The organism is Psychrobacter sp. PSi21 (assembly GCF_054960615.1).
In genome coordinates, this window is record NZ_JBHNYR010000007.1 from 80648 (window position 1) to 103539 (window position 22892).

The following is a 22892-nucleotide window of genomic DNA, read 5'->3' on the forward strand; positions in this document are numbered from 1 at the left end:
GTTTTTTTGTGCCGAGACAACCATGATTGCCAGTAGAGAACCTACCAGTACAACACCCATGCGCTGGTGGTTTTGACCTCAGGATCGCTATTGATTTTGTCTTTTAGCGCGAGAGCGGCCACTTTGCCGCGCTCAGGGCCAACGACGACACGTACCCCGCGACTGGTACGGCTGGTTTTGACTTTGTAGCCTGCTGCCTCGAATTTCTTAGCCACATCATCTGCCGCATTTTGGCTGGTTGCTAAAGCCACTTGAACGCCAAAGCTGCCTTTGGCATCCGTCTCTTTGACTTCTTGACGCGCTTCACGCAGTTTTTCTTGCGCCTTAGCTTTGGAGGCTTCTGACTTATTTGCCAACGCTTTTTCTTTCTGTCTTTTGCGCTCAGCTTCTTGTTCTTTTTTGGCCGCTTCTGCTTTGCGCTCCAGCTCTTTGGTTTCGCTTGGCGTGGGAATCACGATTGTTTTACCCGCTTTGAGCGAATCAGAGGGTGACATGTTGTTGGCTTGTGCCAATGCGGCAACCGACACGCCATATCGGCGCGCAATTTTGCCGAGAACGTCGCCACTTTGGACTTTATAGCCATCTTTGGGTGCAGGTTCAGCTTTTTTAGCAGTTTGCTCTTTTTCTTGTTTTGCCTTTTCAGCAGCACGTTTGGCTTCGGCTGCCTTTTCTTCAGCCGCTTTTTTGGCGTCTTGTTTGTCCTCTGCAATTTGCGAGGCTTCTGGTACTATTGGTTTTGCAAGCTCTGGCTCTTTTGAACTCTCATCTGTTTTTTCTGCCGTTTCTTCTTGTGCAGCAGCCTCAGGGCTATCACTTTCACCGCCAATAGAGGCACTGTTTTCAACATATTGCTGGTTTTCAGCACGCGACTTGGCCAGCGCTTGGGCTTCTGCCGCTTCTTGCTCTGCTAAAAACAACTGCGCGCGTTTTTCTTGCTCAGCCACGCGGGCAGCACGCTCTTTTTGTTTTTGAGCCAGCAGACGCTTTTCAGTCTCGACATCCGTGGTCAATGGCTTAGGGGCGTTTGTCTGCGCGGCGGCTGGTTCGACGATGGCAGGCTCAGCTGGCGGCGTATTGGAGGTAGTAACCTGATTTACCACGGCGTAGAGCATCACGCTGCCACCAATAATCATACCCATGCCCAATAGGGCTTGTCTCGAAAAATTCATTCGTTCACATCTCGTCGTCGGTAATCAGGTTACATGGTCAAACGCAGTCAATTCTGCGTCTTCCGCTTATCAAAACAGTCTATACTTTGTCAAAACACATTGATTATAAAGCATATTTTTATTTATGTCTGCCGCGAGTCCAGCGTTATGCTGAGTAAAAAGCGGCCATATCATGAGCCATATCAAGCACCAAGCGCGGCCAGTGTTTCGCCAATGGTATGAAACGAACCGCACACGACGATCAAGTCCTGAGCGCCGCTTTCATCACATGCAGCCTGCGCGGCGGTGGCCAAATCAGCATATTTATAAATATTGTCAGCATTAACATGGCTGTTTAAGGCTGCTTGTAGCTGCGCGATATCGGCAGCTCGTGGGTGATCGATCGGGGCGATATACCACCTGTCGATAGGAAGACCTGCCTGTGTGAGCTGTGTCACTACCAGCTCAATGTCTTTGTCTGCAAGCATCGAAAATACCATTTGAATGCGTGCAGGTGCCGCGTTGTTAGCGGTATCTTGTTGCGCCACTTTATACTGCTGCCATAATGGTATTAACTGACTCAGCAAAAATGCCACGCCTTGCTCGTTATGTGCCACATCGAATAACCATTGGCGGTGCGCAATACTGCGACGCTCAAAACGTCCTGCCAAACGTACTGATCTGAGCGCTGTTTCAATCGCTTGCTGACTGATAGTCAAAGGACTTGCCAGCACCGCCGAAAGCGCGTTGGCGGTATTGATTAGTGACAAGGCTGGTCGCGGCAAGCTTAGCGTTACCGCCGCATTGCTATATAGCCAGCTGTCGCTATCCTGCTCGCGATAGGCAAAGTCTCGACCCGCTTGGTAGCAGTTGACCTTGTGCGCTTCAATGCGCGCCTGAACGCTGGCTGGCATTTGCTCTGAACCATAAATCAATGGAATACCGTCGCGCAGGATACCTGCTTTCTCGCGACCGATGTCCTCAATATTGTCACCCAGCCAGTCAACATGGTCGATGCCGATATTGGTAATCACCGCCAAATCAGGATCAATGATATTGACCACATCAAGGCGACCACCGAGTCCCACCTCAAGCACCCATACATCACAATCTGCTTGTGCAAATATCAGTAATGCCGCAAGCGTGGTCATCTCAAAAAAAGATAAGGTCAACTCACACGCCAGCCGTGCATCTTCTACCTGCACAAAAGCTGCCACCAACGTCTCATCACTGGCCATCTCACCGTTGATACGGATACGCTCGTTGAACTGGCTCAAGTGCGGCGACTGATACAGCGCCGTTTTATAGCCTGCCGCCGTACACATCTGACTGATGACTGCTGTGGTGGAGCCTTTGCCATTTGTCCCTGCCACGGTAAACACATAGGCATTTTCTTTTGCTGAGGTGAGCAACCCCAACTTTTCGGCCACGGGAAGCACCCGTGACAATCCCATATCTATAGCAGAGACGTGTATCTGCTGCATGTAATCAAGCCACTCGGTCAGGCTGGCTGTCGCGCTTGGGCTGGCTGCAACCGTAGCGCTGGTAGACAACGGTGGTTGGTTAGAAGATACAGCTGAGGGAGATGCAGACATGGACAAAACCTATTGAAAAAGATGCACGATCAGAACTTAACGCAGTGTATAACAACCACGCTTGAAACCAAAGCGCAAAACCAAAAATAGCACTTATCGCGGTAGGCGATAAATGCTATTTTGTGACAACCTTATGATAATCAGCGAATGCAAACGTAGATAACCAGTATCAATAAGGTATCAGGCCTAACCCTTAGGCATTGATATTGGGCTGTTTACACAACTTGGCCAGCAAGCGATAGGTGGTATCAATAAGCTGATGACGATGCACCACTTCATCAACCACGCCGTGCTCAAGCAAAAACTCAGCACGCTGGAACGGCTCTTCTAATGTCTCGCGCACCGTCTGCTCGATCACGCGTTTGCCTGCAAAGCCAATCATGGCTTTTGGCTCAGCCAAGTGAATATCACCAAGCATCGCCAATGAGGCGGTCACGCCGCCATAAACAGGGTTGGTCAAAATCACTAAGTAAGGAATACCCGCCAGTCTCAGACGCTCAATAGCCGAGGCTGTACGAGCCATCTGCATGAGAGACAACAGACCTTCTTGCATACGTGCGCCACCAGATGCTGCAAAACAGACCAATGGCATCTCGTTCTCAAGGGCATATTCCGCCGCTTCAACAAAGCGATCGCCAACCACTGAACCCATGGAGCCGCCCATAAAGCGAAAATCAAAGGCACAAGACACCACATCCAGATTGCGCAGCTTGCCATGCATGACGATCAAGGCTTCGGTCTCACCCGTTTTGCTTTGCGCTTCACTCATGCGCTGCGGATAGGGCTTGCTATCGACAAAGCTGAGCGGATCTTTAGCCGTAAATTGCTGCCCCAGCTCACCTTGAACGTCATCTAAAAACCACTGCAAGCGCTCACGAGCGGTCATGATCAAATGGTGGTCACAATGCGGGCACACATAACTGTTAAAAATCAGGGCGGTATTGGTGATTTTTGAATGGCAGTTTGGGCATTCTGTTGATGGCTCGGTCTCAATAGCCGTCAATGGCGCGGTCAGCTGTTGCTTGACGCCAGGCACAGAACGATCAAACCATGATTTGCGCGCAGTAGCAGCAGGGTTTGCCGTGTCATCGGTTTTTTTTATCGTATCGGTCATAATGTTCGCCATTATCAAAGGCTTGGGAGCACGTTTACTCATACACCTGCTCTTAGGAATAAAAAATCAGCCATGCCCGATATGGCTATGAGACACGCTATCGGGTCATTTGTAACAAATTATACGTGGTATTAGTTTACACACGTAAACTAAATTTAGCAAAGTGATTCCGTATCCAGATGATACAAGCACTGATCACTGGGTTAGCACCGCCTGACATAGCCAGCCGTGCTGCACCCAGTTTATGCAGACAAGCTATCAAGCGCACTGCGCAGCTCATCCATTTTTGCCAAGATGTTTTGCTTGGCCGTTTCGATGGCGACAGCATCATCGCCCACGTCTGCAAAGTTCTGCACCAAGGCGCTACCAACGATCACCCCATCAGCATGCGCGCCGATCGCTTTGGCAGAGGCGCCATCACGGATACCAAAGCCCACACATACGGGCAGGTCAGTTTCTGCTTTAATGGCTTGTACATGAGTCGCCACATCGTCGGTATCGAGGGTGGCGGAGCCTGTGACCCCTTTTAACGACACATAGTAAATATAACCTCCGCAGTGTTTGAGCACTTGCTGGCGGCGCTCAGGCAGCGTGGTTGGTGAGAGCAAAAAGATCTCATTCATTGTGTGATTGGTCAAATGCTTGGTAAAGCTGCCTGCTTCGCTAGGCGGCAAATCCACCATCAAGACGCCATCGACATCCGCCTGCTCGCACAAGCCGACAAAATTATCATAGCCGATAATCTCGACTGGGTTTAGGTAGCCCATCAGAATAATCGGGGTATGCGTGTCTTTTTTGCGAAACTCCGCAACCATTTTTAGCGCATCACGGGTACTGGTTCCAGCGGCCAGTGCTCGCTCGCCTGCCAGTGCAACCGTCGGGCCATCTGCCATCGCGTCAGAAAAAGGCAAGCCCAGCTCAATCATATCCGCGCCATGTGCTACCAAGTCATGCAATAGGTCAACAGTGACGTATGGGTGAGGGTCGCCTGCCATCACATAAGGAATCAGGGCTTTTTTACCGTCTGCTTTTAAAATATCAAAGATGCTTTCAATTCGGGTCATAGAAATTCTCAATAATAAGGGTTCAATCATTGCTCTAAATCAAGCTCAGCGCATTTTGTAATAGAAGCGCATAACACGGTGGTTATGCGCTGTGTACGACTGGCCTACATCTCAATCCCTTCTGCTTGCATGACAGAATGCAGATCCTTGTCACCGCGACCTGACATATTAACGATAATGGTCTGGTCAGGGGTCATGGTTTTGGCAAGCTTTAAGGCATAAGCAACGGCATGTGCAGACTCAAGCGCGGGGATAATGCCCTCTTTGCTGGTTGCTTGATGGAAGCCGTCAAGAGATTCTTTATCAGTACAGCCAACATACTCGACGCGCTTCATATCTTTTAAGAAGCTGTGCTCAGGGCCGACGCCTGGGTAGTCCAGACCTGCCGAAATGGAATGCGTCTCTTGGATTTGACCGTCATCATCTGCCATCAGATAGGTGCGGTTACCATGCAAAACGCCGATACGGCCTGCTGATAACGGTGCGGAATGACGACCTGTCTCGATACCATCACCTGAGGCTTCAACGCCATACATTTTGACTTCAGGATCGTTTAGGAAATCAAAGAACAAACCAATAGCATTAGAGCCGCCGCCCACACAAGCAACCAGTGCATCAGGCAATTTGCCTGTTTTTTCTAGATGCTGAATGCGGGCTTCTTTACCGATAATGGCTTGAAAATCACGAACCAATAGCGGATAAGGATGCGGGCCTGCAACGGTACCAATAATGTAATAGGTGCTATCGACGTTGGTGACCCAATCGCGCATGGCTTCGTTCATCGCATCTTTTAGCGTGCGCGAGCCTGAGGTGACAGGCACGACTTTTGCGCCCAGCAAGCGCATACGATAAACGTTCATTTTTTGGCGCTCAACATCGTCAGCACCCATATAGACGATGCACTCAAGGCCCAAACGAGCGGCGATGGTGGCGGTGGCCACGCCGTGCTGACCTGCGCCTGTCTCGGCGATGATGCGTTTTTTGCCGCACATCTTCGCCAGTAGTGCTTGCCCAATGGTGTTATTGACCTTGTGCGCGCCCGTATGGTTTAAATCTTCACGTTTAAAATAAATCTGCGCGCCGCCAATTTCATCGCTCAAACGCTTGGCGTGATACAGCGGGGTTGGACGACCAACATAATTGACCAAATCATTGTGATACTCTTCCCAGAACTGTGGATCGGCTTTTACCTTGGTGTATAGCGTCTCAAGCTCTTCTAGCGCTGCCATGAGGGTTTCGGAGACAAAGCGGCCGCCGTGTACGCCAAAGTGGCCACGAGCATCGGGCTGGGCAGTAAAGTTAATGGTGTCTGCACTTGGCATGGGTATATCCTTGTGTATGATGAATTCTAGTGGTTGCGATCCACATATAATGGTGAAAATGTTTGCGCCGTCGGCATAACTTCAATGGCATTGATATTAACATGCTTGGGCTGCTCGGCAATCCATAAGACGATATCAGCAATATCGGCTGGGGTAACCGCATTGACATTTTTGTAGACATTTTCGGCAGCGGCATCGTCGCCTCTAAAGCGCACATTAGAGAACTCTGTCCCTTCGCACAGGCCCGGCTCCACGTTTGAGACGCGCACAGCAGTGTCTCTAAGATCAGCGCGCAGGTTGAGGCTAAACTGCTTAACAAAGGCTTTGGTCGCGCCGTATACATTACCGCCTGGGTAAGGGTACGTGCCCGCAATAGAGCCCATATTGATGATTAATCCTGAGTTGGCCTCAACCATGCTGGGTAGGATCATGCGTGTCATGTTGCACAGGCCAGTGACGTTGGTGTCAATCATGCGTTGCCAGTCGTCCAGCTTGGCTTCATGGGCAGGCTCCAAACCAAGTGCCAAGCCTGCATTGTTGACCAATACATCGATGTTTGGTAACGAGGTGGGCAATGACTCAAGCGCCGCCTTGGTGTCGCTCTGCGAGCTGATATCAAAAGCCAGCGGAATAAAGCGCTCACCCAGCTCGCCTTGTAGCGCTTGCAGCTTGTCACTGCGGCGACCTGTACCAATCACCGTATGGCCTTTTTCTACAAATAAGCGAGCGATTGCTTCACCAAAACCAGCACTTGCACCTGTTACCATCACGAGCATTGTCTTGTCCTCATTATTATTGTGACCATCATTCAGTGATGATGGTCAATGTGGCCGATACAGCCGTTACCATGTTGATTTATGTTGTTGATTTATGTTGTTGATTTATGTTGTCGTCCTTTCAAGAGTTGTCAGCAGCGTCTTGCCACGCTAGGCGATATCCACACGGCTAAGCGCGCACCACTGTCATAAAGCGCTGCATTTTTTCCGCATCCTTCCGGCCTTTGGCATACTCAATGCCGCCGCTCACATCGACCGCCACAATCGGTAGCGACAACGTACCTTCGACATTGTCAGGCGTCAGGCCGCCGGCGAGCACAATCGGCAAACTGGCCTCAGAAGGAATCAATGACCAATCAAAGCGCTGCCCTGTACCGCCATAAGCCGCTTTGTGATAAGCATCAAGCAAGATACTACTGGCACCCACATGAGCGTAGGCGTCAATCTGCTCATGAATACTATCGAGAGTATCGGTCTGCTGATCGATACGTAAAGCCTTGATCCAGCGTTTGTTGACGGCAGCAGCACGCTGCTGGCACAGATCAGGCGACTCATCACCATGAAACTGGATCACATCAAAGGGTACGGTTTGCGCCAAGCTGACCAGCTCAGGCTCAGACATATTGACCACCAACGCTACCACGCTGGTAAAGGCAGGCACGGCCGCACTTAACCTCGCTGCCTGCTCAGGCGTGACAGCACGCGGACTTGGCGGATAAAATACCAAACCAATGGCATCAGCGCCCATCTTGACTGCGGCGCGCACATCCGCAAGCTCAGTAAACCCGCAAAACTTAACCTGCATCATACCGCCTTGTTATTTTCTCACTTACTGTCTTTTATCGTCACCATGATTTGGGGCATACGCAAAAAATCAGATAAAAAAATACCGCCACCCTGTCTGGATGACCGTTAAGAAATGATGGCAATTTGTTAACCCAAGCGGGAATAAATTGCATGCGAAAACTTATCCTAGCATACTTTTATCAGCTGTGATTCACAGTTTCGCTTACAACAAAAAAAAGGAAAGTTTTATGCCAGATGCCGCGCCAGCAGACGAGGACAACAACCAACACCCGCCACATTATTTGATGTGGTTTCGGCGCGATTTGCGGCTTGAAGACAACACCGCACTTGCGGCATTGTGCGAGCAAGCAAAAGACAATGAGGCGGCGGTATCAGCGCTGTTTTTTTTGACCCCTGAGCAGTGGCAGCAGCATGACACCTCTGCCGCGCAGGTGGATTTGATCTGCCGCACCTTACCCAAACTGGCAGCAGACTTACAAGATCAGCTGGGTATCACGCTCAGCGTTGCGGTTTGTCCCAGCTTTGAGGATTGTATCGATGCGCTGGACGCGCTTTGCCAAAAGGCGAATATCAGCTGCGTGACCGCCAACCATGAATACGAAGAAAACGAGATCAACCGTGATAATGCGCTTGCGGATCGCTTGGCTGAGCAAGACATCGATTTTATCTTGCATCATGACCAATGTATCTTGCCACCGCAAAGCATCACCACCAACGATGACACCATGTATCAGATATTCACCCCATTTTATAAAAAATGGCGACATACCGTGGATGCTTCATCCATTGAGTCACACACGGCAGCGGCGGTCACTACCACCTACTCGTTAACGTCATCACTGCCGTCAAATTACGATAGCGTTCATGGCACCAAAAATATCGACAAGCTGGCAAAACAAGTGGTCAAAGACTATCAGAAGCAGGGCGCCAAGCAAAAAAACTTAAGCCACATTGATATCGAGGCTCAGCTGGCAGAGGCGCGTGACATCTATGCAGCAGGAGAAAGTGGAGCCAACGAGCGCCTTAAAGCCTTTATCAGTGACGATATCAACGATTATGATGTGCCCAGCTACCATGCCACCAGTCGCCTATCGGCCTACCTTACCATCGGCGCGATCAGCGCACGCGTCTGCTACCTAGCAGCAGCCAAAGCGCAAGACAAACTGCACGGCAACGACGGCGATAACGAAGACATCAACCGCTGGATCAGTGAGTTGGCATGGCGCGACTTTTATCGCCATGTGCTGAGCGACAAGCCTAAGTTGATTCGACATCAAGCCTACAAGCAAGACGTGGATAATAAGATTGACTGGTCATATGATGAAGACGATTTTGCCGCATGGCGCATGGGTAAGACAGGTGTGCCGCTAGTCGATGCCGCCATGCGCTGCTTGAACGCCACTGGCTTTATGCACAATCGCTTGCGCATGGTGACGGCGATGTTTTTGACCAAAGACTTACTGATTGACTGGCGCTGGGGTGAGCGTTATTTTATGCAAAACCTGATTGACGGTGACTTTGCGTCCAACAACGGCGGCTGGCAGTGGAGCGCCTCCACCGGTACCGATGCCGCGCCTTACTTTCGTATCATGAATCCCTTTAGCCAAGGTAAAAGCCATGATAAGGACGCCGTGTTTATCAAGCAGTGGCTGCCTGAGCTTGCTGATCTACCCGCCAGCAGCCTACATTCTGAAGCCAAGCTGCGTAAAGCATTGGGCGACGATTCAAAAGACGACAAAAATAAGAAAAACAAAAAGAAAGATAAAACAGATGCACAGGCTGCTGACATCGACTACCCTGCCCCGATGGTCGATCACAAAGCAGCGCGTAAAGCCGCTATCAGTGAGTTTAAGAAATAACCCTTATAAAAAAACCTATCATGTACAAAAAAGCCTATCGTGATCGTAACGATAGGCTTTTGATAGTATGCTCATGAGGATAGGGCTTATTTACTTACTATGATACTGCGCATCTAAGGTCACCAGCTGAGTGGTGGCTTTGGTCATCCCATGCATGATTTGACCGAGTAGCACTTGTTGCTTGGTGACAAGAATAATAATCATCGGCTGATTTTTATTGGTAACCGCACTGATCATGATTTTGCCATCCTCCGCATCTAAAATCACCGAACGACAACCAGTCAACCGTGCCTCAGTAGTCAAGGCCTGTACCAATGCCAAAATAGAGCTGCCTACAGCAGACAGCTTGCCTGCATCGTAATCTTTTTGAAAAATTGAAGTGACTTCAAAGCCATCTGTTGATGCCAATAGCACCCCATCAATACCGCTGGTGGTATGTACCAAATTATGCAGCACTTCTTTGGCAGCAGCCAAGTACTTATCAGAAGGTTTGACGCGGCTGGCATCGGTCTGAAATAGCGTGTCATTTAGCATAAACTCTCCATTTACGTTAACGAGGTATCAGTGGGATAATGACACTCAAGAAGCGCGTAGCTACTCTTGCTCAAGTGCGGTGATGATGGTTTCAACCAAAAGCAATACATCGTCTTTTTTGCGCATATCAACAGGATAAATGGGCAGCACCCGATCGTTTTTTCGCAGCCATTCACGATAGATATCAAAGGGGCGCTCAGGCTGTTCATCAAAATGACTGACACCTATAACAATGCGGCCTTGATAAATCTTATCAAACGTTTCCAAATAGTGTGCCATATCAGCAATCGGATCAGCCGCAGAATGATCGACTAAAATAATCACCCCCAGCGCGCCTTGTGCCAGGATTGGCCAAATAAAACTAAAACGCTCCTGACCGGGCGTGCCGTATAGACCGATATTGGTGCCACCATCAACGGTTAACTCACCATAATCCATCCCTACCGTGGTCAACGACTTGGTATGCGCGCCCAAATCGGTGTTTTGCACCTCAGTCGACACCACATCAATATCAGACAAACTGGCAATGGCCTCGGTTTTGCCCGCGCCCATTGGACCACTAAAAACGATTTTTAGACGTTGCATCATGACCATTACCTATATCATAAAAAAGCGGATGAAAAAATAATATCAAAACAAGACTGGCGGTAACAATAGTAGCGTGAGAGGCTAGCGCCAGTATCGTGAGCGACATCACGGTGGCGCAATCGATGCCTTACCCAAAGCCAGCTAATTGACCAAATATACCCACCAGCCAGCTTGCTAGACTCCATAGTGCCCAACCTAACAACACCAACACCACTACGCCCAAAAAATCAGGGATATGCAGATACAGCCACGCAACAACAGGCTTTCGCCAAAACGCATGCTGCTGTTGTTTTTGCTCAAGGCGCTGATGTAAAAAGGGTCGATCCAGATGACGGGTATCACTGATACCATATTCAGTCTGCAAGTGCTGATGCACGATCTCCAAGGTCTTGCGACTTGGGCGGATAAATACGTCCATCAGCGTCCCTGCAACCGGAATCACTCCCACCACCATATCCAGTAATGCCAGTCTCACAGCAGGCGTCATCTTCTGTACGGGTACGCCAAGGCGACGGCCCAAGATAAAGGCATAACTGGTCAATATCAGCCCTGCAACATCTCCCGCCAGCGGCAATGTCGAAAGCGCGGCATCAGCCCCAACCCCTTGCTTGGTAAACGGTATGCGCACTACCGCATCCATCATGTTGGCAAACTTAGCCAGCTGCCGTTCTGTCGCAATCACCTGCTCACGCGTCAGACCTTGCTCAGCCAAATTGCGCTGCTGTGCCTCGCTGATAGCGGACAGCGATTGATTTGGCTGTTTGGACTTATACATTTAAGCTGGTCCACAGACAAACTGCCGCGACCAGTGCAAATACATAACGTCCTACCCAGATATTGGCCAAAAAAGCTTGAAAACAAGCCATCGGCACACGCGTGGCGCAGGCGCTGTTTTGTTTGGCAAACATCATCGCCACCAGCGCCAAACCAAAGATCGGCGCGATACCAAGCGTCGTGGGCGCAAAATAATGCCACATCACCACGCCCATCAGTAACAAAAACAGCGTCTGTAAAATAGAAACGATTACCACATCAAAGCGGCCAAAGAGTATTGCCGTTGATTTTACCCCAATTTTTAGATCGTCCTCACGATCGGCCATCGCATACTGCGTATCATACGCCACCGTCCAACACATATAAGCAGCAAACAGCAGCCAGCACCAGATATCGGGCGCGCCCACTGTCGCCACATAAGCCATTGGTATCGCCCACCCAAACGCAGCGGCCAAAAATACCTGCGGCAAATGGGTAAAGCGCTTCATAAACGGATAAATAAACGCCAGCACCACCGCCCCAAGTGACCAGTAAAATACAGATAGCGGTAATAAAAACAGCAAGCTGGCGCTGAGCAAGGTCAATACCAAAAAGGCCTTGACCGCATCGATGCCTGACAGGCGACCATCAGCCAGTGGTCGGCCCTTAGTACGGCTCACGTGACCATCAACTTTGCGATCAGCAAAATCATTGATTGCGCAGCCCGCCGCGCGCATCAAAATTGCACCCAACGCAAAAATCACAAAAATAGAGAGGCTCGGCAATCCTGCCGTTAAGCCTTGCTGCTGCGCTGCGCCCATCGCGGCAAACAATACGCCCCAGAGAGTGGGCCACAATAGCAGTTCAATGCCCACGGGTTTGTCAAAGCGAGTCAGCTGAATATAAGCATGCAACTTATCTTTTAGAGTCATGGTTGGTGCCGTAATGGTCATAAGAATGGCAGTTTATCGCAGTAAAAAAAGGGATGTTAGACAGTATAAACGAATCGGCAAGACGCCGTATGCTATGATGGGTAATCGGTACAAAAACAGGCACAACAGGCACTAAGTTGCTATAAATAAGTTGCTATAAAATAGCCGTCAAAACGTACCGCATCATTGTGCCAGCTGTCATCAGGGACTTGATCGGCCAAATGCGGTGCATGCTGAGGGCGCTTAACAATCACGCGGCGGTTAATTACCGCGCTAGCGCGGTCTTGATGGTTGATAGGTTTCTGTCCGTCCAGTAAACCACACGCTTGGCTCAAAAGCACCCGCTCCTCACTAGGTGTGGGCGGTAATGCCAAATGATGCAGCGCCTGCATGTGCTTGCCTACCTTAGCCCCTTTGCCTGTCTTTTTATCTTGATAACTGTCTTCTGGGAACATCGGGTCCAGATACACCACATCAAAATCAGTATCCTTGGCTTGCTTAGCCTGCTCAAAATAGCTTATCGCATCGATATTGATGACTTGCAAACGCGCCATCAGCTTTTGCCAGTTGGGCTGCGCCGCCATTCGCTGCTGCTCAGCAAGTAGCAATAGCGCCATCACTGGCTGCTGCTCAAGCATGGTCACCTGCGCGCCGGTACTCGCCAGTATTAGGCTATCATGACCAAACCCTGCTGTCGCATCCAGCACACAGCTATCGGCACTGATTTTAGCTGCTTGCAGCAACAGCTCAGACTTGCGCCCTGCACTTACCACTCGCCGTTGTAGCTTATCCCACTCTGGAGCCACGCTTAGCCCTGCACTCAGCCATGATAATTTACCTTTATCATCGAGCAACAATATCGGCTGCGCCGCCACCATACTGAGTTGCTCGCGGCGCTTTTGGGTCAGCTTGACCAAACTTTGTTCCACGCTCAGCCTTAACGATGGACAATGCGTCTTCGCCAGCTGACAAAGCTGCGCCACTTGCGCCTGCTGCGACTCGTTTGTATAGAGCAGCTGGCAATGGGATATATGTTGCGCTGAAGTTACTGACATCGTCATGGCTTCTTTATTTACAGATAACATCTTATTGTGAACGCGGACACTAGGGCGTGCCCCTATTTTAAAAATGGTGATAAACGTTTGAATTAGAGACATGCCCTAGAGCGTGCCCCTAATATGGACACTTACGCAGAAATTTGATAACCAAAGCCCCAGGCCGCAATAAGTACCAATACCCCGGTTACGATACGCAACCATGCGAAAATGGTAAAGTCGCGGCGACTGACCCACTCAACCAGCCAGCGGATACACAGTAGCGCCACAATAAACGACACCACCGTACCCACCCCAAGTACCAACCAATCCTCACTACTGGTCAATACATCACCATGCTTTAGCAAATCAAGTAAAGCGGCACCAATGATCACAGGAATGCCTAAGAAAAAAGAAAACTCAGCGGATGCCTTGCGCGATACACCAAGCCACAGCGCACCAATAATGGTCGATCCTGAACGCGACGTGCCGGGTATCAGCGCCAAACATTGAAACAAACCAATCAACAGCGCGGTTTTTAGACTGATCTCTTCTGCCTCGTGCGCCACAATGGTTTTTGGTCGCTTTTCCACATAAAAAATCAATAAGCCGCCAATAATCAGCATAATAGCCACAGTAATCGGGTTAAACAAATACGCCTTAATCTGATCGGCAAAGGTGAATCCCACAATCATCACAGGAATGGTCGCCACAATCAGGCTCAGACCCAGCTGTCTTGGATTGCTCAGACCTTCCGCTTTACCCGTAATCAGCCCCATCAGCGCCTGCCACAACCGCCCCCAATAGTCATAAATGACGGCCAAAATAGCCCCCAGCTGTACCACCACGACGAATAAATCGACTTTGTCTTTGTCCCAAAACTGCATCACATCTGCTGACAAAATGAGATAGCCAGTACTGGAGATGGGCAAAAACTCGGTGATGCCCTCGACAATACCCATGATGACCGCTTGAATTAATAAAAATATATCCACAATCGCTTTCCTAAAAACGCGCCTACGGGCGGCTTTCTATTATTATGATACGGTACGCTGCTATGAATACCAGTGATACAGACCGTTTGATACTTTAGGGCGTGTCATCAATTTATAAAATGCATGCTCACGCTTTGCCCTGCTCTTTGAGGGTTTTCCATGCTTGATTGCGCAGATACTTGGGCAATGCCAATGCCGCCTCAACCCCGCCAGATACCGAAAACTGCGCACGACCAAGCTCACCGATGATTACTGCATCAGGGCAGATATCCTCATAGCAGATTTGTGCGGTGTGCAAGTTGAGTAAGCCTGCGCCATTACCGACGATGGGAATATTGAGTACCGTTTGGCAGTCGTAATCAAATAGCTGCTCGCTATCCTTTTTTTGAGCACTACTGGTATCGACTACTGGCTGCATGATATCGCCTTGCAACTGATAATGGCCAAAATAGACCTGCTGCATGCGTGCATCAAGAGCACTATATAACTCAGTAAAGCCGTGCTGATGATAGGCGTTTTGAGCGATGGCCTGCAAACTTGATACACCAACGCAAGGCAAGTCATGTGCCACCGACAGCGCCTGCACCACAGCGGTATTAATGCGAATACCGCTAAAGGCTCCAGGGCCTCGGTTAAAGATGAGCGCCTGTATATCTGCAAGGCTGCACTGACAGTCAGCCATTGCAGCATCAATCATCGGTAAAATTTGCTGCGTTTGCTGGCGCTTACCTGATAACGTATGACTAAACAGTACCGCACCAGTGTCATCCAATATAGCGACTGAGCACTGATCAAATACGGTATCCATTGCTAAAAACATCATGACCTCGGCTGAACTGACAGGCGGTAAAAAAGTGCGCCTATGATAGCATTTAGCATGGGTAAGTTTTATGACTTTCTACGTTTTTCATACCTTATTCATAACTTTGTGAGGTATCTACATATCATGCCATCGTGCGCATCGCTTATAGAGACAGCGTTTAGCGACATAGGCGCTTTATATTTAAATCCACATACCCTATAATGACTTTCCCCTTTCTTTTCCTAGCACGACCTGCCGGAGCACTGCATGCATCACCACGTCTTATACGATGATGGCCATCACAAATGTGTGGCGTTTTCTATGCCGCATGATGAAGAGAGCGTCCCATCCAACCAGTTTTTAATTATTGATGGCAAAGATGCAGCAGTGATTGACCCGGGTGGTGATTTGACCTTTAGCCCGCTGACGCTAAACATTGTCAAACACACGCGGCTAAACACCATCCGCTACGTAATCGGCTCTCACCAAGACCCTGATATCATTGCCTCTATGCCGCGCTGGCTCATTCATGTCGAGCATGCCAAGCTACTGATTCCTAAGCTGTGGGAGCGGTTTTTGCCGCATTACAACTCAGCGTTTACCAAAGGTCGTTTAAAACAAAATCTGGCTGAGCGCCTCATTACCATGCCAGACAGTGGTGGCTACTATCCACTTGGCAGTAGCGGTATCGTCGCCTTACCTGCTCATTTTTTGCATTCAGTCGGTAATTTCCAATTTTATGATCCCATCAGTAAGATTTTATTTTCAGGTGATATGGGCGCGTCCTTAGTTGGTAATTCAGGCGAGATGGTCAAGAACTTCCGTACTCATATCAGCAATATGGAAGGTTTTCACCGCCGCTATATGACCAGTAAAAAGGTAACACGGCTGTGGGCAGAAGCGATACGGGATTTGGATGTCAATATGATGGTGCCACAGCATGGCTGCCGCCTTGAAGGGTCTGAGATGTTTCATCAGTTTTTAGATTGGATCAGCCAGCTTGATTGCGGTATTGATCTGCTTGACGAGCAAAGCTACCGCTTTGATCAGCATCTACCAAATCTCGACTAATGGCATAATGAACCCTTTACGATCGTTGGGGACAATAATATCACTACGAGAGGTGCTGCTGATATGGCTTTAAAACATCTCAACCATATATTGATATCCCATAAAAAACCCCAGTACTAAGTCCAGTGCTGGGGTTTTCTTTTTAGCTATAGCAGCTAATCGTTAACGACCAATGATTTAAAAGCGGGTTTTAAATTTCTTTGGCCCTTGATTTTGCATCTCTTGCATTTGCTTTTGCATCTCTTCGGTGCTTGGCAGGTTGTTGGGATCTAGACCCATCTGTTTGGCCATTTCGGCTTGATTAACATCTTTCATGCCGCCCTGTCCTTGGTTGCCACCACCAAATAAGGGGCCACCGCCACCAGATGCACCACCAGTCAGACCCTGCATGGCTTTCATCATCTTGCTGATACCTTCAGGCTTGGAAATCATTTTCATCATTTTTGCCATCTGCTTATGCTGCTTGAGCAAACGGTTAACGTCTTGAATCTCACGGCCAGAACCTGCAGCAATGCGGCGCTTGCGGCTTGGGTTAATTTTGTCTGGGTTTTGACGCTCAAATGGCGTCATCGAGTTGATTAGTGCTTCCATTTCACGCACTTTTTCTTCAGGCTTGGCATCTTCAACCGCTTTTTGCATGTCTGAGCCGCCCATACCCGGCATCTTATCTAAAAAGCCTGCCATACCGCCCATATTTTTCATTTGTTGGAACTGGGTCAATAGATCTTCAAGGTCAAAATCACCACCCTTTTGCATCTTTTTCGCCATTTTTTCGGCTTTGTCACGGTCGATTTTTTGTTCTACTTCCTCGACCAAACTCAGTACGTCACCCATACCAAGGATACGCTGCGCGATACGCTCAGGATGAAAAACTTCTAGCTCGTCCAGCTTTTCGCCGCGACCCAAAAACTTAATTGGCTTGCCTGTGATGGCACGTACTGACAGCGCCGCACCGCCGCGCGCATCACCGTCTGTTTTGGTTAAGATAACGCCTGTCAATGGCAGTGCATCATTAAAGGCTTTGGCAGTATTGGCGGCATCTTGACCCGTCATGGCATCAACAACAAACAATGTCTCAGAAGGATTGACCGCAGCAGTTAGTGCTTTGATTTCATCCATCATGGTGTCGTCAATATGCAATCGACCTGCAGTATCAATAATCAGAATGTCTTGATACTGAATCTTAGCTTCTTCAATCGCACGCTTGGCAATATCAATTGGGTTTTCGTCACTGCTTGAATTGACAAACTTAGCATCAACTTGACCTGCCACTTGCTCAAGCTGCTTGATCGCAGCAGGGCGATAAACGTCGGCCGATACCAGCATTACCTTTTTCTTTTGGCGCTCTTGTAAGTGTTTGGCCAGTTTACCTGCAGTGGTGGTTTTACCCGCCCCTTGCAAACCTGCCAACAAATACACCACTGGCGGCTTACCCGTCATCTCTAGCTGCTGGTTAGCACTGCCCATCATTTCGGTCAACTCATCATGGACGATTTTGACAAAGGCTTGGCCTGGAGCCAACTCTTTAAGCACTTCAGCGCCCAAAGCTTGTTCTTTGACCCGTTTGACAAAATCACGCGTCACAGGCAAAGCCACATCTGCTTCTAGTAGTGCCATACGCACTTCACGTAGCGTGTCTTTAATATTGTCTTCAGTCAGCTGCCCACTGCCAACGATATTACGCAAACTCGATGATAGGCGTTCGGTTAAGGTATCAAACATATAAAACTCTCAGTGAATAATGAATGTGGCAAGCAATTAAAAAAACAAGTATTTGAAATAACAGTGGCCAAATAACGTGGCGGCTTGAGCATTGGTTGATAGCCATGCATTTTTAAGATTACGATGACATGCAATGCATCTAACGTAAAGAATAAGCGAGATGATTCTCAATCCGTCTCTATTTTATGATAAATTGAAGCATTATTCTAATCATACCACTTTAGCGTGAACTTGAGTGCCCTTAAGTGATCATCTGATCCAAGCACTCCTGATACTCAATGAGGCTTGCCTGTGTTACTTGCGTTTGTGATAGCTAGTATGGCGTATATCGCAGTCAGTATCCACATCAGTTGGGCATTGACAAAAAATGTGCCGATTCATAAAGTTATTAGCATAAGTACCTTGCTGATCGGCATTACGGCACACGCCATACTTTTGTACCCGTATATCGTCACGTTATATGGTTTAAATTTTAACATATTCAATGTTATCAGCTTTATCAGCTTATTGTTTTTGCTGTTTTATATCCTGTTTTGTCTGTACCGTCCCATACTCAGTCTTGGTATTCTCGCCGCGCCCACAGGGCTGCTTGGTCTGACCATCGGTTTTGTGGGTCGCGCCCCTTATCAGCCGCTAACTAATGTCACCGTCGGTCTGGAAGCGCATATCGTGCTCTCTTTCGCTGCTTACTGTGTGCTATTGATGGCAGCGGTACAAGCGCTTTTTTTACGTTTGCAGATTCGTGAACTCAAGCACCATACCATTCATCGCTTTTGGGTTAATAAGCTGCCGTCACTACAAAGCATGGAGGGGCTGCTGCTCGATATGATATTGGTCAGCTTTGTGCTACTCAGTACGGCGCTCGGCCTTGGGTTTATCTATGTACAAGACCTGATGACACAGCATATCGCTCATAAAACCGTGTTTAGCGTGCTATCATGGTTACTACTTGGAACGCTGCTGATCGGTAACTGGCGCGCAGGCTGGCGCGGTAAACGGGCGGCAAACATCACCATTTATGCCTTTATCTTATTAGCGATTGGTTTTGTGGGCAGTAAATTTGTGTTAGAACTGGTGTTATAAAAAAAGGGTCAAGATACTTGATCTCGGCCCTTTTATCGACGATAACCCATCAGCTGCCGCCGCGCTACATATCACACCCAGCTGTCACAAATCAGTTAAACACCACCGTTTTATTCCCCGCAACGATAACGCGATTTTGTACATGCCAGTTGACCGCACGCGCCAGCACATTACGCTCAACGTCACGCCCAATTGCACGCAGCTCAGTCACTGATTGACGGTGCGTCACGCGGTGTACATCTTGTTCAATGATCGGCCCTTGATCCAGCTCTGCGGTCACATAATGCGCCGTTGCCCCAATCAGCTTAACCCCTTTATCATACGCCTGACGATATGGGTCGGCACCGACAAAGGCGGGTAAGAAAGAATGATGAATATTGATAATCTGCATTGGCCAGCGCTCAACAAAGTCAGACGATAATATCTGCATATAGCGCGCCAATACCAGTAAATCATTATCCGCCATCAACTCATGAATCTCCGCTTCTGCTTCCGCCTTATTGGCTTTGGTCACGGGCACATGATGAAAGGTAATGCCAAAGTTCTCTACTGCTTGACGCAAATCTGGGTGATTGCTCACCACTGAGGTGATCTCACAGTCAAGCAGACCGCGCTGATGACGCCACAGTAAGTCAAGCAGCGCATGATCAAACTTAGAGACCAAAATACCCACTTTGGTCTTGATCGCATTGTCATGCAAACGCCACGTCATGTCATAGCGTTTGGCCACAGTGTGCGCGAAGCTGGCCTCAAAATTATCAATAATACTGCTAAGACCTGCCAGCGCAAACTCTAAACGCATAAAATATTGACCGCCTTCATGCGCGGTCGAATACTGATCTAGCGTGATGATATTAGCGCCATAGCGATGCGTAAATTCGGAGACCGCCTGCACGATGCCCGCTTGATCTTTACATTTGATCAGTAGCGTTGCGGTATCAATAGAAGAGGTATCGGTTTTTTGTTCTGACATAATACGCCCAATTAAAAAAGAAAATAGTAATCAATGACCACGCTGATGCTCGCGCAGTATGAGTAGCTGGCTATTTTAATCGCTTTTGTGGTGTTTTGCTGAGGATGTTTGTGGTTTTTAGTATTTCTGTGGTGTTTAGCATAAAAACCCCCAACGAGTTGGGGGTTTGTGAAAGTAAGCCAAATATTAATTAGGTGATGAACAGTTTAAATCAGTACCAAAAGGGCTTCTGAAGTTTGGACGTATTGGGTTCGAGCCAATTGCGACATCGTCAACCAGAACTGGAAAATCAATAACTCGTGACTGCTGGGATTCGCTACCATCCACTCTGGTATTGACAGTCACTTTGGCTCTATACCATTCAGCATATTGCTTTGGATAGCGTATTGAGAAATCGACTTTTCCCGCATCGTCTGTTACAAAGTTAAAACTTTGTGTAGAGTCAATCTCTTGGCGATTTTCATTAAGTACGGCAGCAATATTAATGGGATCTAACTGACCATTACCATTAAAATCCTCATTTGGATCTAAAATACCATTATTGTTGTCATCTTCATTCTTACAAAGAACTGAGTTCTGAACCCAGTAATCTGGATCAATAGTTTGTCTAACAATACTATAATAGCCTTTGAGATAATCTTCGCTTCTTACATTGATTGATACTGGCTGCTGTCGTGCAGGTTTACCGGTACTGTTAAGTACACTGATTGACCCTTGACGATAATAGTATACCTCATTAGGGCCTGCTGCGACTTTATCAGCAAAAGCAAAGCTAATAAACGATGAGATGGTCTGCACAGTAATTTTTGCGATGTTGCTGATAGAATTAACTGCTTTCTCTTGACCATTAGGTAACCTGATAGATTGAACCTGCGCTTCGATAACAACACCATCCGTGCTGGTTGCATTGTTGCCTGCAAAGTAGGTTACTTCAGCTTCACCGTCGTTATTGGTATACGCAACACTGCGATCTAGTCTTCCGCCAGAAGAATCTCTAGTCGTGGTAAATTGTACAATGGCATTTTTGACAGGTGCATCGTTATTATCTAAAATCTTTGCCATAACCGTAGTAGACCCACCTGTTGTAAGCACACTACGCTTAGTCTGCAAAAGCAACTTACGAGGATCGATGGATACGATATTTAGAACCGTACTCTTTTGCTCTTGGCCGTACTCTGCCGTTATAGATACAGAACCTAGAACATCCGATGCTATATAAAATTCTACTGAATTATTGACAACTGGCAACAAGCGGCGTGAGCTACCTTGAGTTTCCGTACTGCTTGTAAAAATTTTGCCTTTATTGGTTGAGATAGCTACAAAGTCACCATCATTAGCGTTTGGAACATTGAGCAATAGCCTTTCTCTTTGGCCGGTAATAACATCATTTGGCTGCGAAAAGCTCATACTGGAGCTATCTATAGATACTACCGTCAATATGTCAGGAATGCGTTGACTGACCTCATCACCACTCACTTCAATACTAAATACATAATTATCATCTGCATCAGGGGTCAAATTAGATGCATTCAAATCAAATATAAAACTGCCATTAACGTCAGTCGTTCCAACACCTGCTTCTTGAACATTGCTATACAGAATAACTTTTGCATTAGCAACAGGCTTTGAGGCGCCATCAATGATTCGACCGGATATGCTGAAATTTTCCGCATCAGTAACCGTGTTTTTAGTGGAACTGACATTTTCTGTCTCTGTACCTGATACAATAATGGGAAAGCTTTGCTCTACAATACTATTTTTCTCATCATCTACAACGATAGTTAATACACTTTCATGATTCAGCTGGGCATCAGTGCTTACTCTACTTTGCAGTAACTCAACTGTGACTAAGCCTTCACTATTTGTCAGCTGTTTAGACGTAGTGTTCAAAGACAGTCCATAAGTTGCAGCGTCAGCGATACCGATGATCACAGGGACACCTGCCACAATACCGCCATTTTTGTCCGTGACTCTAATATTGACCGAGGTTTGATCCTCACCTGTCAACAGTTTATTTTTCTCAGATGAAATAAATGCATCATAAATATCTTGTTTTTCAAGGTCCGTATTGCCTGTTGATCCGTATAGTTTAATGGATTTAGTGATATTGCCAATGCTGGCCTCAACAGTTATTCCATTATTAATGAGATATTCACGTTGCACGTCAGTCAAAGGGTTTATAACTTCCAGTTTAATAGTAGCTTTACCATTTTCGTCAGTTATAATTTCAGATTGGGAACTACTAAAAACACCTGTTACTTCTGGATCCGAAATTTTAAAAGTGACTGCCTGCTCACTCGCTACTCCATTTTTTTCATCCAATACTAAAGCCGTAATGTTGATAGTCGACCCTTGAGTCATTTTGATGCCACTATAGTTAGACAATAAATAAATCTCACTTGCCTGAGTGGTGCTACTATCAGGTGGCAAGTTAGGATCAGCAGGATCGGTAACTTGAACCAAACCTGTATCAGGAACTGGCGCGATCGTATCTGTGCCACCACCACCGCAACCGGCTAGCAATAATGCAACACTAAGCGTCGTTAACTGAAAGAATTTAGAGCCGAGTGGCAACAAGCAATGTGACATGGTTTTGAACTCCGTAGCAGCATGCGCAAGGCAAGACAATCCGTCTCCATGCATCATACCAATATCAAAAAAAAGTAAACATAAACGATATCGCTATCATATCATTCATGTTAACAAATTGTGTGAAATTT

At 47.8% G+C, this 22892-nt stretch carries 20 protein-coding genes; 3 read left to right on the forward strand and 17 right to left on the reverse strand.

All coding sequences use genetic code 11. From position 1 onward, the window contains the following. Positions 1–41 precede the first annotated feature (41 nt). From ACFI32_RS06640 to ACFI32_RS06670, 7 genes are all read right to left on the reverse strand, one after another. Positions 42–1169: a LysM peptidoglycan-binding domain-containing protein gene (locus tag ACFI32_RS06640; protein WP_462625722.1), complete on the reverse strand. Its 1128-nt coding sequence runs from the start codon at positions 1167–1169 to the stop codon at positions 42–44. 182 nt (positions 1170–1351) lie between these two features. Beyond that, entirely contained in the window at positions 1352–2632 is a 1281-nt protein-coding gene (locus ACFI32_RS06645; protein ID WP_462625799.1) for a bifunctional folylpolyglutamate synthase/dihydrofolate synthase, read from the reverse strand. A gap of 304 nt (positions 2633–2936) precedes the next feature. Further along, positions 2937–3869: an acetyl-CoA carboxylase, carboxyltransferase subunit beta gene (gene accD / locus ACFI32_RS06650; RefSeq protein ID WP_462625800.1), complete on the reverse strand. Its 933-nt coding sequence runs from the start codon at positions 3867–3869 to the stop codon at positions 2937–2939. Between the two features lie 230 nt (positions 3870–4099). Beyond that, positions 4100–4921 carry a tryptophan synthase subunit alpha gene (trpA, locus tag ACFI32_RS06655; protein WP_462625723.1) on the reverse strand — a complete coding sequence of 274 codons (822 nt, stop codon included), beginning with the start codon at positions 4919–4921 and terminating at the stop codon, positions 4100–4102. 104 nt (positions 4922–5025) lie between these two features. Next, entirely contained in the window at positions 5026–6243 is a 1218-nt protein-coding gene (gene trpB / locus ACFI32_RS06660; protein WP_462625724.1) for a tryptophan synthase subunit beta, read from the reverse strand. 26 nt (positions 6244–6269) lie between these two features. Continuing rightward, positions 6270–7019, reverse strand: a complete 750-nt coding sequence (locus ACFI32_RS06665) for an SDR family oxidoreductase (protein WP_462625725.1) — start codon at positions 7017–7019, stop codon at positions 6270–6272. 169 nt (positions 7020–7188) lie between these two features. Beyond that, complete coding sequence (locus ACFI32_RS06670; protein WP_462625726.1) at positions 7189–7827, reverse strand: phosphoribosylanthranilate isomerase; 639 nt, start codon at positions 7825–7827, stop codon at positions 7189–7191. 226 nt (positions 7828–8053) lie between these two features. On the opposite strand from ACFI32_RS06670, the gene ACFI32_RS06675 reads away from it, so the two are divergent. Continuing rightward, positions 8054–9685: a cryptochrome/photolyase family protein gene (locus tag ACFI32_RS06675; RefSeq protein WP_462625727.1), complete on the forward strand. Its 1632-nt coding sequence runs from the start codon at positions 8054–8056 to the stop codon at positions 9683–9685. Between the two features lie 90 nt (positions 9686–9775). Here the strand turns inward: ACFI32_RS06675 and ACFI32_RS06680 are convergent, their stop codons facing one another. From ACFI32_RS06680 to tsaB, 7 genes are all read right to left on the reverse strand, one after another. Beyond that, a complete protein-coding gene (locus tag ACFI32_RS06680; protein WP_462625728.1) occupies positions 9776–10219 on the reverse strand; it encodes a roadblock/LC7 domain-containing protein in 444 nt (147 codons plus the stop codon). 60 nt (positions 10220–10279) lie between these two features. Further along, the gene (locus ACFI32_RS06685) at positions 10280–10813 is read right to left on the reverse strand and encodes a GTP-binding protein (protein ID WP_462625729.1); all 534 of its coding nucleotides are present in this window, start codon (positions 10811–10813) and stop codon (positions 10280–10282) included. A 121-nt stretch (positions 10814–10934) separates the two neighbouring features. After that, positions 10935–11582, reverse strand: coding sequence for a DUF4112 domain-containing protein (locus ACFI32_RS06690; RefSeq protein WP_462625730.1), 648 nt, complete (start codon positions 11580–11582; stop codon positions 10935–10937). Continuing rightward, complete coding sequence (gene ubiA, locus ACFI32_RS06695; RefSeq protein ID WP_462625731.1) at positions 11575–12492, reverse strand: 4-hydroxybenzoate octaprenyltransferase; 918 nt, start codon at positions 12490–12492, stop codon at positions 11575–11577. Before ubiA ends, ACFI32_RS06690 begins: the two co-directional genes overlap by 8 nt. A 140-nt stretch (positions 12493–12632) precedes the next feature. After that, positions 12633–13547 (reverse strand): class I SAM-dependent methyltransferase, encoded by a 915-nt coding sequence (locus ACFI32_RS06700; RefSeq protein ID WP_462625732.1) that lies wholly within the window; start codon positions 13545–13547, stop codon positions 12633–12635. Positions 13548–13678: 131 nt separating this feature from the next. After that, a complete protein-coding gene (locus ACFI32_RS06705) occupies positions 13679–14521 on the reverse strand; it encodes an undecaprenyl-diphosphate phosphatase (RefSeq protein ID WP_462625733.1) in 843 nt (280 codons plus the stop codon). Between the two features lie 127 nt (positions 14522–14648). Beyond that, on the reverse strand, positions 14649–15341 hold the full coding sequence (tsaB, locus tag ACFI32_RS06710; protein WP_462625801.1) for a tRNA (adenosine(37)-N6)-threonylcarbamoyltransferase complex dimerization subunit type 1 TsaB: 693 nt from the start codon (positions 15339–15341) through the stop codon (positions 14649–14651). Between the two features lie 249 nt (positions 15342–15590). Between tsaB and ACFI32_RS06715 the strand changes: the two genes are divergently transcribed. Continuing rightward, entirely contained in the window at positions 15591–16394 is an 804-nt protein-coding gene (locus tag ACFI32_RS06715) for an oxygen-binding di-iron domain-containing protein (RefSeq protein WP_462625734.1), read from the forward strand. 177 nt (positions 16395–16571) lie between these two features. On the opposite strand, the gene ffh is transcribed toward ACFI32_RS06715, so the two are convergent. Then, complete coding sequence (gene ffh, locus ACFI32_RS06720) at positions 16572–18116, reverse strand: signal recognition particle protein (protein ID WP_462625735.1); 1545 nt, start codon at positions 18114–18116, stop codon at positions 16572–16574. Between the two features lie 318 nt (positions 18117–18434). Between ffh and ACFI32_RS06725 the strand changes: the two genes are divergently transcribed. Then, positions 18435–19199: a cytochrome C assembly family protein gene (locus ACFI32_RS06725; protein WP_462625736.1), complete on the forward strand. Its 765-nt coding sequence runs from the start codon at positions 18435–18437 to the stop codon at positions 19197–19199. A gap of 91 nt (positions 19200–19290) precedes the next feature. Here ACFI32_RS06725 and purU read toward each other — a convergent pair whose 3' ends face one another. Both purU and ACFI32_RS06735 read right to left on the reverse strand, forming a co-directional pair. Further along, positions 19291–20172, reverse strand: a complete 882-nt coding sequence (gene purU / locus ACFI32_RS06730; protein WP_462625737.1) for a formyltetrahydrofolate deformylase — start codon at positions 20170–20172, stop codon at positions 19291–19293. 186 nt (positions 20173–20358) lie between these two features. After that, positions 20359–22818 (reverse strand): carboxypeptidase-like regulatory domain-containing protein, encoded by a 2460-nt coding sequence (locus ACFI32_RS06735; RefSeq protein ID WP_462625738.1) that lies wholly within the window; start codon positions 22816–22818, stop codon positions 20359–20361. Positions 22819–22892: the final 74 nt, after the last annotated feature.

Excerpts from the sequence above, each read along its gene's own strand:
- ACFI32_RS06665 (WP_462625725.1), bottom strand. The coding sequence starts at position 7,019 with ATGCTCGTGATGGTAACAGGTGCAAGTGCTGGTTTTGGTGAAGCAATC.
- ACFI32_RS06715 (WP_462625734.1), top strand. The coding sequence starts at position 15,591 with ATGCATCACCACGTCTTATACGATGATGGCCATCACAAATGTGTGGCG.
- ACFI32_RS06685 (WP_462625729.1), bottom strand. The coding sequence starts at position 10,813 with ATGGTCATGATGCAACGTCTAAAAATCGTTTTTAGTGGTCCAATGGGC.
- ubiA (WP_462625731.1), bottom strand. The coding sequence starts at position 12,492 with ATGACTCTAAAAGATAAGTTGCATGCTTATATTCAGCTGACTCGCTTT.
- accD (WP_462625800.1), bottom strand. The coding sequence starts at position 3,869 with ATGGCGAACATTATGACCGATACGATAAAAAAAACCGATGACACGGCA.
- ACFI32_RS06690 (WP_462625730.1), bottom strand. The coding sequence starts at position 11,582 with ATGTATAAGTCCAAACAGCCAAATCAATCGCTGTCCGCTATCAGCGAG.
- tsaB (WP_462625801.1), bottom strand. The coding sequence starts at position 15,341 with ATGTTTTTAGCAATGGATACCGTATTTGATCAGTGCTCAGTCGCTATA.
- ACFI32_RS06735 (WP_462625738.1), bottom strand. The coding sequence starts at position 22,818 with ATGATGCATGGAGACGGATTGTCTTGCCTTGCGCATGCTGCTACGGAG.
- purU (WP_462625737.1), bottom strand. The coding sequence starts at position 20,172 with ATGTCAGAACAAAAAACCGATACCTCTTCTATTGATACCGCAACGCTA.
- ACFI32_RS06725 (WP_462625736.1), top strand. The coding sequence starts at position 18,435 with ATGGCGTATATCGCAGTCAGTATCCACATCAGTTGGGCATTGACAAAA.
- ACFI32_RS06700 (WP_462625732.1), bottom strand. The coding sequence starts at position 13,547 with ATGTCAGTAACTTCAGCGCAACATATATCCCATTGCCAGCTGCTCTAT.
- ffh (WP_462625735.1), bottom strand. The coding sequence starts at position 18,116 with ATGTTTGATACCTTAACCGAACGCCTATCATCGAGTTTGCGTAATATC.
- trpB (WP_462625724.1), bottom strand. The coding sequence starts at position 6,243 with ATGCCAAGTGCAGACACCATTAACTTTACTGCCCAGCCCGATGCTCGT.
- ACFI32_RS06675 (WP_462625727.1), top strand. The coding sequence starts at position 8,054 with ATGCCAGATGCCGCGCCAGCAGACGAGGACAACAACCAACACCCGCCA.
- trpA (WP_462625723.1), bottom strand. The coding sequence starts at position 4,921 with ATGACCCGAATTGAAAGCATCTTTGATATTTTAAAAGCAGACGGTAAA.
- ACFI32_RS06680 (WP_462625728.1), bottom strand. The coding sequence starts at position 10,219 with ATGCTAAATGACACGCTATTTCAGACCGATGCCAGCCGCGTCAAACCT.
- ACFI32_RS06670 (WP_462625726.1), bottom strand. The coding sequence starts at position 7,827 with ATGATGCAGGTTAAGTTTTGCGGGTTTACTGAGCTTGCGGATGTGCGC.
- ACFI32_RS06645 (WP_462625799.1), bottom strand. The coding sequence starts at position 2,632 with ATGCAGCAGATACACGTCTCTGCTATAGATATGGGATTGTCACGGGTG.
- ACFI32_RS06640 (WP_462625722.1), bottom strand. The coding sequence starts at position 1,169 with ATGAATTTTTCGAGACAAGCCCTATTGGGCATGGGTATGATTATTGGT.